Here is a 9828-nt window from a genome sequence, read left to right as displayed (position 1 = left end):
GCGGTGACCAGATACGCAACCAGTTCGTTTCCGGCCCGGCGACGACCTTGACCCGCGCCCGGTGCACCGCGGTGTCGTAGTCGATCACGTGGGCCAGACGGATCCCACTGAGGTTCTTGCGCGGCCTGATATGTCGATAGGATCTGTGTCACCCCTACTCTCTGCTAGGCGGTTCCTCCGCCTCACCGTCCAGGTAGGTGCTGACCTTTTCGACATACGTTGTTTCTCCGGTCTCCGCGCTGATTTTACCGCTCTGCACAAACTTGTACAGTAGATTGGCCAAAGATACGGCTGTGTCTGTTGTGTCACCGGCCAGTCCATCGACTTCTACGCCCATGTTCGAGGCGTAGATATTCAAAAGACCATCTTTGAGAGCGGTTTCGTCCATGCCGGCACCAGCAGTTTGGTCGTAGCCGTGGTCAATGTCGCACATCGCAACTCCTCGGGTTAGCGGTTTCTGCAGTATTCCAGGGCTCCTCCGGCCAGATTACCAGCCGCAGCTGTCGTCATGGACGGTAATGACGCCGTTGTCCTTTTTTCCAGAGCTCATTTGCGATCGGCCTCCCCCGAGCAGGGGGAGATGCTTTTATCTGATTGACATAACAGCACCTATAAATTAAGCTAGGTAAGCTTACTGCTATTAGTAAAGGGATTGCGGGGTCAGTTGTGCGGCGGATCAGCGTCTTCATCTCCAAAGGCGGCACGGCCAAGACGACCACGGCGGTCAACCTGGCCGTCGGTCTGGCTGCGGCCGGACGGCGGGTAATGCTGGTCGACGGCGATCCACAGGGTGGAGTGTCGGCCTACTTCGCCATCCCGCCGACGCCGGGGCTGGCCGAGCTGCTGACCGGCGACGAGGTCGAGCTGCTGCGGGTGCGCGAGGGCCTGGTGGTGATGACCGCGGGCGGCAAACGCCTGCTGGAGGTCGTGCGCCGTCTGGAGACTCAGCAACCGATCTACGACCACGTCACGCGGGCTTTCTCCCACCTGAGCGAGTTAGATTACGTCATCTTTGATTGCTCGCCCAGCATGGGTTTTCTCAACTACAATATCCTCAGCTACGCCGAACTGCTGCTGCTGCCCGTCTCCCTGGACTACCTGACGGCGCTGGAAGCCGTCGAGACGATCAATGAGGTTCGGCTCGATCCCCGCCTGCCCCAGGTGCGCGTGCTGGGAGTCCTGCCGACCTTCTACGACCGCCGCACCCGGATGGGACGCGTCCTCTTGCGGATGATCCGGCAACACTTCGGCGAGCTGGTCACCGAAACCATCATCCGCACCAACACCAAGGTAAACGAGGCGCCCAGCCACCAGCTCGCGGTGGCGGAGTACGCCGAACGCTCCTACGGCGCCGCCGACTACGGCAACCTCGTCGAGGAGCTGGAGGAGCGCTGCGCCAAGCTGGAGCGGGAGCCCTACCCCGCTTGACGCCGTAGGGGTTTCAACTGTGACCGTCAGCACCGGGAGGCCGCCCCTCCCGGTTTGCTATTGAACGAGCCGCTAGTTCAAACCAGGTGTAGTTAGTGTAGGTATGATGAGGCAATTAAGCATTATCGAATGAACGGCTGATATATTTAGCCGTCGCCAGGCGATCCTGGACTCAAGAGGGGTTAAGATAGGCCAAAAGATTGGTTAAAGCAGTTGTTAGCAGAAAATTGCGGCTTGCTGCTACGGCTGGGGTAGTTATTAAAGCCATCACGCAGGCTCACGGACCGTGGGGCGGAGCTAGTTTGTTACTTTACGGTATCAGAACAAATACACTCAGCCCGGGCCGTCGACAGCGACTCGTGACGTCGTAGCCCTGCCGTAGCGAATTAGCGTTGTGCCCCTCCCGCTCGCTTCCAACCGCCTATCGCAGCAGCAACCAGCGAGATGCAGAGGTCCGTTAGCGTCAAGAGATCCGATTTGCACTCAGCCAGTGGAGTCTTGCGCGGCAGCAGGAAGAAACCGGCCGGGGGAATTGCCGAAGATGAAAAGGGTTCTTCCAGGCGAACAAAATGCCGACTTAAGCGGTCGGCATCTGCGTTGTCGACAGTCGGCCCTTTTCTTCGGCTTGCGATATGTCTGATAATGGTGGTTATGTTGTGCTGGTGTCACTATATTAGCGGACGCTTAATTCGCCTGCTCCTTACGGGCGAGAAATATCCACTCACATGGTCGGTTATACGGCCTAAATTCTTCTTGGCGCATATTGCCACCCTTTATCCCTCCCTGACTTCCCGTTTGGTGTAAAACTAAGAAAGTATCACCTAATGATGATCAAGCGCGCAGTATGCTCCTGAGAATGGCTAGCGTGTTATCAGCGTCTCGATGGTTGAAGCGCAATTCCATTTCACGGAGACAGAGTCTGTAGTTACGCTTGAAGCCTCCATGGTAGGCTGTTAACCGTCGTTTGGCGTAGTCCCGGAACTGCTAGCTGCTGTATATGCTTATCCCGCCGTTGGCGAAATCCTGTTGGAGGTCGATGCGCTTGTGGTGGAAGCCGCTGAGTGACAGTTTCTTATAGACACGTCGGCGTATCGGTGTAGCTGGTCGGGTCGAGCTCGGCCTGGCGAGCGGCGGCGCGGCGCCGGCGGATTGGCTTCTAGTAGCGATATGCCGTATTGCGCCGGCTGCCCGGAACCGTTGCGAACCGCGCCGCCGGGACGCCGAGCCGGAACAGACGCGCTATCTCACTGCTTTTTTACCGGCGGCGGCGCGTTGCGGCGCCCCGGGGACGACGCTTGAACAGCCTGCCGCGACGCTTGCCTTTGTGACTTACCTCGGCGCAGCGGTAGTGGTAGCGGTAGTTGCAGTTGGGACAGTTGACGTGCCGATCCCTCGTTTTACTCTTCCCCGCCACATCGCCACCCTCGAGCGCTGGCGGGATGACAGACTCGTTCAGGCCGATATAAGTACTCAACCGCAATAGCTGCTGTTCAGCTTCTGAGTTGGCACCAAAACTAAAAACGGGGGCATCTCCGAACGGGGAGCGTTCCAACCTGAACTTACCGCCCACGAACACGAGGTTCTGATAGTTGGACTCCCTGCTTGACCGACGATTGAGCTATGCGCTGGCGGTAGACCGGGGTTGGGGAGCTGGGTCTGCGTCGGGCCGCCGGCACTGTCGGTCCTTGGCGGGGCTGTGGCAATAACCCGCGGGCTGTCCGGCAAGGCTGAGACCCCCAACATTACAAAGCGCCCCGATCGGGGCGTAACGAAGTTCGGCGCTGGTTCAGGGGGCCTCAGCTCTTGCGCAGGTTGTGCTCGTCGACGTCCAAGAACCGCAACAGCCGTTCCTTGACCGCCAGGGGGTCGACGGCGCGGCTGACGGCGGTGACCAGGGAGACATAGGAGGGGCGGACCTCCAGCACCTCGGCCAGGTTGCCGGTATTGATGCCGCCGATGGCGCAAACGGGTAGCTCGCTGTGGTCGATGACCCGGGCGACGGCGCGCAGGCCGACGGGCTCGAGTTCGGGTTTGGTCTGGGTGGCGAAACAGGGACCGCAGGCCAGATAGCTGACCCCGGCGGCCTGGGCCTGCTCGGCCTGAACGGTGTCGCGCACCGTGGCGCCGATCAGCAGGCCGTCGCCGACGATCCGCCGGGCGACGCCCAGGGGCAGGTCGCTTTCGCCCAAATGCACCCCTTCGGCACCGGCGGCCAGCGCCAGATCGAGGCGGTCGTTGACGATGAAGGGCACGCCGACGGCGTGGCAACGGCGGGAGAACTCCAACGCCACCCGGTACAGCCGCTCGTCGGGTTGATCCTTCAGGCGCAGTTGGAACATGCCGCAACCCTCCAGCAGGCTCTCGCTGAACAGGTTGAGGTTCTCCTCGACGCTCAGGCCGTCGTCTGTGATCAGGTACAGTTTGGCCATCGGTTTAGACGTAGCGGTGCAGGTTGAGGGTTGGGGTTTGGTTTCAATCCAGTTGCGCGCCGTCAGCAATGCCGGATCCGGGCATAGCGCTGACTGTTGAGAAGGTCGGTTAGAAGCCGACGGATCCTACACCAGGGGTTGTGTCGGTTCGGCAGAGAGCCAGTGTCGACAACGTCGCTCCTTGTTCCCGGGGCCGGAGGGTGTTCGAGCCATTGCTGGACGCCGCCCCACCAGATCGAGGAATACTTGATCCATTACCGTTCAACAACCAACCAGTCGAGACTGATAATCGATCATCGTCCAACTGCCGGGGGCAACCGTTCAAAAACGCTGCTCGTGATGTCTTTAGCCGACCTGCCGGGCGCTTGTAAGACTGTAGCCGTTCTCTGCGGAATGGCCCGTAACCTTGGGGGCTGCCAGCCGGCTTGATCCAGCTTGATCCAGGTAAATCCAGGTTAATCCAGGTTAATTCAAGTTAATCGTAGAAAACCCAGGCGAAGTGGAAGCTGACGCCGAGGGGTTCGGTGGTGTAGCCGACGCCGGGAGTATCCATCCCGCCGCCGATGAGGTTGTTGAAGCGCAGCCCGATGTCGAAGTCGATCACCCGGGCCCGCAGAAAGAGGTCCAGGGTCCACAGGTCGCGCTCGTCGGCCCTGGTCGCCTCGCCGGGGTAACCCAGGGCGGGCCGGTAGTTCAGATAGTTCAGTACGGCCTCGCCGCTGACGGTCAGGTCGTTCTGGAAGAAGCGGTCCCGGTAGGCAAGGGCCAGGGAGGAGGCCAGCAAGGGCCGGGGATAGGCGGCGCTCTGGGACAGGGAGGCGTTGAGGCGCAGGCTGAGGGGTGAGCAGCGCAGACCCTCCTCGGTTTGCAGCCGCCCTAAGCCGACGCGCAGCCAGGGCGGCTCGCCGGCTCCCAGGGTCAGCTCGAGCTCGCCGCCCCAGGTATCGAGGGACTCGTCGCGGTTGAAGACGTTGTCCCCGGGGAGGATGGCGTCATCGACGCGCCGGTAGAAGGCGCAGAGCTGGAGTTCGAGGGGAGCCAGGCGGCTCAGCCGCAGACCCAGCTCGCCGTTGAGCCCCAGCTCGGGACTCAGGGTGTTCGTCGCCCGCTGCTCCTCTTCCAGGGTCGGCGAGCGACGGCCGTTGGCCAGGTTGGCGAACAGGGCGTCGACACCGCCACCGCCGCTGAAGCCTTGCAGCAGGCCCAGGCGATAGCCGAGGAAGCCGCCGTGAGCGCTATCGTCGTCGTAGCGGACGCCGGCGTTGAGCTGGGTCAGGCCGTCGAAGAAGGCCTGCTCGCAAGACAGGGCGGCGCCGAGGGCGGCGCGGCGCTCGTCGGCGAAATGGTCGCCCTCCTCCAGCCAGCCGTCGAGGCGCAATCCGAGCCGCGCTCCGGGCCAGGGAACGCCGTCGAGGCGCAGCAGACCGTCGTAGACACCGGCTTCGTAGTAGTCGGGCTCCAGCTCGAAGCGTCGTTGAAAGCCCGGGGCTTCCTCGACGAGGTAGCGGGCCCGCCGGCGGGTGCCGTAGCGGAATTGTCCGCTGAGCAGCCCCCAGTCACCCAGGGGTGCGCGCAGCTCGGCGCCGTAGTCTTCCAGGTTGAGGTCGTCGCGCCAGGTTAGTGAATTGAAACCGCTGCGGGTTCCCAGGCGGCCGTAGTAGGTGCGGGCGTAGAAGCTCAGGGTGGCGCCGCGATAGGCTTCGCCCGGTTCGGTCCCGGCGAAATCGATTGTCAGCTCGCCGTCGAGGTTGCCGCCGTCGCGATCCAGCTCGTCCTCGGCCCCGGCGTGGCTCCACTTGAAGCCGCCGACCTTATAGCCCAGCCGCCAGGCTTGATCGGTGAAGCGGCCGAAGTAGCGCTGATCGTCTAGAGAGCCCATGCCGCCGAAGAGCTCGGCCAGGCCCAGGGTGGGGCGTTGACGGGAGCGGGTGACGACGTTGATCGTCGCGCCGAGGGCCTCGGCGTACAAACCGCCGCCGGGGGCGCGCATGATCTCCACCCGGCGCACGAGGTTGAGCGGGATGCGGGCCAGGGCTGACTGCCAGGTGGTGCCGTGGTCGGCGGGCAGACCGTCGATGAGCACCCGCAGCCGGCCCACGGGGGCGCCACGGGCGACTAAGCCGCCGTCGTGGACGGTTCGCCAGCGCCAGTCCGGGTACAGGCCGGCCTCGAAGGCCAGGGCGTCGGCCAGGGAGATGTAATTGAGTTCACGCAGACGCGCACCGCTCACCACGGTAACCGCCCAGGGGGTGCTCTCCGGGGTACGCGGAGCGCCCGTGGCGACGTGCAGCTCTTCGGCGTCGTCCTCAAGGTAGGCTTCGTAAAAGGCTATCTTCAGCAGCCGATCGCGCTCCTGTTGGGCGGGGGTCGGCTCGCTGGTAGGTGGCTCGGGCAGGTCGTCCAGGGCGTGGAGGAGGGTGGGCGACAGCAGCACAATCAGCGTGGGAGGGATGGCTTTCAACCGGGGCCTCGGGCGCTGGCGATGAGGGGGGTTCAGCGGTCTTCCGGCGCCTTGTCGCGCTCGACGAGCATGCCTTCGACGCCCAGGGGATTGTAACCGTCGCCGCTCTCGCCGTCGTCGTCGAACAGGCTGTCGCCCCGGGGCTCTTCCGCTACCGCTGTTTCGTCCGCTGTTTCGTTGGCGTCCGCGTCGTCGGGCGCGCCGGCGTCGCCATCTGCTGTTCCTGCGTCCGAGGTCGGTCGAGGGGCGGCGTCGGCTTCTTCTTCAACGGCGGGCTCGTCATCATCGGGAGCTTCCGGGGCCTCGGAGGTTGCAGACCAGTCCTCGTCGGGATCGCTCTCGTCCGTCGGCGGGACGACGCGGGGATGATCGTCGTAGTTCTCGAGGCCTTCCTCGACCTCGCGCAAGGGATCGTCCGTCGGCGGCGCCTCGGCGATGTCGTCGTTGTCTGTCTCCGGGGGCAGCTCGAGGATGGCGTCCAGTTCGGCGATGATCTCGCCCAGCTTGTCCGCGGCGGCGCGGCGGCGTTCCTCGGCCGCGGCCAGCTTGGCCTGGAGCTCCTCGACCCCGGCCAGCTCGGCGGCCTTGTCCTCGAGCTCGCTGTTGAGCAGCTCATTGTCCTCGGCCAGGGAACGGTTGAGCCGCAGCAGATCGTCGTTGGAGCGCTTGAGCTCCTCGATGCGCTCGATGGCGGTACGGACGCGGCTTTGCAGTTTATTGAGCAGTTCTTCCACGGCTGCGAACCCCCGGATGCAACACCGTGCGCCGGCGAGCGCGGACGGTCGACCAAGGCCTTTGAAATGTCTAAGACTAATCTAGTGGGTATTTTAGCACAAGCCGTCGGGCGAGAAAAGCCCTAGGAGCGCAACTCGGCCCCCAGCTCCCCGCGCAGGCGCTCGACGATCGTCCGGTGGAGATCATCGACCTCGTCGTCGGTCAGGGTGCGTTCCGGTGAGCGGAAGACCAGGGTGTAGGCCAGAGAACGGCGGCCCCGGCCGATCTGCCGTCCGCTGTAGACGTCGAACAGGGAGATGTCGTCCAGCAGCTCGCCGCCGGCGGCTTGGATTACGGCGCGAACCCGCTCGTGGGTCACGGCGTCGTCTAGAACCAGGGCCAGGTCGCGCACCGAGGGCGGGTAGGGCGACAGGTGCTCGATCTCGTGTTCCCGACACTGGGCGAGCAGGGCGGCGAGTTCCAGTTCCAGGCCCCAGGCCGGGTGACCGTCCAGCTCATAGTCGACAAGCAGCTTGTCGGCGAAGCTGAGCAGCACGCCGACCACCTTGCCGTCCAGCTCGACGGCGAAGCGGTGAGGGTGGGCGGGCAGGGGATCGAGGGGCTCCAGACTCGGCTCGGGCAGCTTCAGGGCCCGGCAGACGACCTCCAGCACGCCGCGGATGTCGTAGAAATCGACTTCCCGCGCCGCCGAATGCCAGCCGTCGGCGGGCAGCTCTCCGGCCAGCAGAACGCTCAGGCGCCGGAGCTCGGCGGGACGGACGGTGTCGCGGCGGAAGGCGCGACCGATTTCGTAGAAGCGCAGCTCGGCGGCGCCGTGGCGGATGTTGTGCTCGGCGGCGTTGAGCAGGCCGATGAACAGGTTGGGCCGCAGGAAGGGATGGCCCTTGTCCAGCGGATTCTGGATCTCGACCAGCTCCCCGGCGCCGAAGCCGAAAGGCGCCGCTTCGTCGGCGCTGACGAAATCTGTGCAGAGGACCTCGCGACAGCCGGCCGCCCCGAGGGCGCAGTGCAGCGACCGCGTCGGGTCGGGCTCGTTGAGCCGGGCCGAACGCAGCAGCGGCAGCTCGGCGGGGACGTTGTCGTAGCCGGCGACCTGGGCCAGCTCCTCGATCAGATCGATCTCCCGCGCCAGGTCCGGACGGTGGCTCGGCGGGCGCCAGCGGGTTTCCTCCCCGGCGGCCTCCTCCTCCCGGCAACCCAGGCCGATGAGGATCCGCCGACCCTCGTCGGGCTCGACAGTGAAGCCGAGCACCTGCTTCGCCCGCTCCCAGCGCAACCCGATCCGCGGCGCCTCCCACGGACGGGGGTGGCAGTCGTAAAGGGTGTCGTCGATCTGGCCCCCGGCGACGGAGCGGATCAGCTCGGCGGCCAGCCCGGCCGCCGTCGGCGCCAGCTCGGGGTCGGCGCCCCGGCTGAACAGGTGGCTGGAAGAAGAATGGACCTCGAGGCTCCGGGCGGCGCGACGCACCGCGGCCGGCTCGAAATGGGCGCTCTCGATCAGGATGTCGCGGGTCCGGGGACCGACGCCGCTGTCGACGCCGCCCATCACCCCGGCGACGGCGACGGGTCGCTCGGCGTCGGCGATGACCAGCAGCTCCTCGTTCAAGGCGCAATCGTCGCCGTCCAGGGTGGTGATCCGCTCCCCCGGCCGGGCGCGACGGACGACGATCCGCCCGCCGGCCAGCTTGCCCAGATCGAAAGCGTGGAGCGGTTGACCCAGGCCGTGGAGGATGTAGTTGGTGACGTCGACGATGTTCGAGATCGGCCGGTGACCGATGGCGATCAGACGCCGGGCCAACCAGTCCGGGCTCGGGCCGACCTCGACGCCGCGCACGATCAAACCGACGTAGCGCCGGCAGAGCTCCGGTGCCTCGATGCCGACCACGTCGGGATCGTCCACGACGCCCGGAGTGATCGCCGGCCGCGGGGGCCGCAGCTCCACGCCGTCGACGGCGGCGAGCTGCCGCGCCAGGCCCAGATGACTCAAGGTGTCGGGCCGGTTGGGCGTGGTCTCGAACTCGATGACCGCCTCGCCGCGCTCCGGACGCAGGTTCTCCAGGGCGGCGCCGACGGGCCAGGTCGCCGAATCCAGGACCAAAATCCCACCGTGGTCCGCCGACAGACCCAGCTCCAACTCGCTGCACAACACGCCGTGGCTGGGCACGCCCATGATCTCGCGCTCACCCACGGTGAAGAAAGGCAGCCGGGTCCCCGGCGGGGCGTAAACCACCCGCCGGTCAACGGCCGCGGCCGTGTTGGGCGCCCCGCAGACCACCTCGACCTCGCCGTCCCGGGTCGCAACACGGCAACGGTAGAGCTTCCTCGAGCCCTCGAGGGGCTCAGCCTCGATCAGGCAGCCCACGCTGACCCCGTCCAGATGCTCGTAGGGATCGCGGGAGCCCTCGGCCACGGCGCAGGAGGCCGTCAGCTTATCGGCGATCTGTCTGGGCGTCGCGTCGTAGCTCTCCGGCAAGAAATCGCGCAGCCAGGCGGTGTAGCATTTCATCGGTCTACCGTTCGCTTTAGAGTTTGAGTTAGTAAAAAACTAGCGTCGACCGCCGGGTTCCTGAGACGGGACCGGCGCGCTGCTTTTTCGCAAGTCCAACCCGCGCCCGGTTCGACCGGATCGCCCGGGCGAGACCCGCGAAAACCCGGAGCATCTTCCAGCGCTCGCCGACTCGCGCTCCGCCGGAACTGGCACGGTTTTTGCGGAGGCGAACCCGCAGTTGAAGTAGTCGGCGTCGCCGAGATGCAAAAACCGTGCCAGTTCCGGCG

General features: G+C 65.0%; 5 protein-coding genes and 1 pseudogene. 1 reads left to right on the top strand and 5 read right to left on the bottom strand.

From position 1 onward, the window contains the following. Positions 1-154 precede the first annotated feature (154 nt). Positions 155-433 carry a hypothetical protein gene (locus GF399_10505; GenBank protein ID MBD3400745.1) on the bottom strand — a complete coding sequence of 93 codons (279 nt, stop codon included), beginning with the start codon at positions 431-433 and terminating at the stop codon, positions 155-157. 182 nt (positions 434-615) lie between these two features. Between GF399_10505 and GF399_10500 the strand changes: the two genes are divergently transcribed. Further along, on the top strand, positions 616-1428 hold the full coding sequence (locus tag GF399_10500) for an AAA family ATPase (protein ID MBD3400744.1): 813 nt from the start codon (positions 616-618) through the stop codon (positions 1426-1428). A gap of 1796 nt (positions 1429-3224) precedes the next feature. On the opposite strand, the gene thiE is transcribed toward GF399_10500, so the two are convergent. The 4 genes and pseudogenes from thiE to GF399_10480 form a co-directional block, all read right to left on the bottom strand. Beyond that, complete coding sequence (gene thiE, locus GF399_10495) at positions 3225-3857, bottom strand: thiamine phosphate synthase (GenBank protein ID MBD3400743.1); 633 nt, start codon at positions 3855-3857, stop codon at positions 3225-3227. A gap of 475 nt (positions 3858-4332) precedes the next feature. Continuing rightward, positions 4333-6318: a TonB-dependent receptor plug domain-containing protein gene (locus GF399_10490; protein ID MBD3400742.1), complete on the bottom strand. Its 1986-nt coding sequence runs from the start codon at positions 6316-6318 to the stop codon at positions 4333-4335. A 32-nt stretch (positions 6319-6350) separates the two neighbouring features. Beyond that, positions 6351-7052 (bottom strand): hypothetical protein, encoded by a 702-nt coding sequence (locus GF399_10485; GenBank protein MBD3400741.1) that lies wholly within the window; start codon positions 7050-7052, stop codon positions 6351-6353. Between the two features lie 122 nt (positions 7053-7174). Continuing rightward, positions 7175-9559, bottom strand: a pseudogene (locus tag GF399_10480) (phenylalanine--tRNA ligase subunit beta). Positions 9560-9828 lie beyond the last annotated feature (269 nt).

Source organism: Candidatus Coatesbacteria bacterium (assembly GCA_014728225.1).
Classification (GTDB): domain Bacteria; phylum RBG-13-66-14; class RBG-13-66-14; order RBG-13-66-14; family RBG-13-66-14; genus WJLX01.
This window is presented reverse-complemented; position numbering and strand designations above follow the sequence as displayed.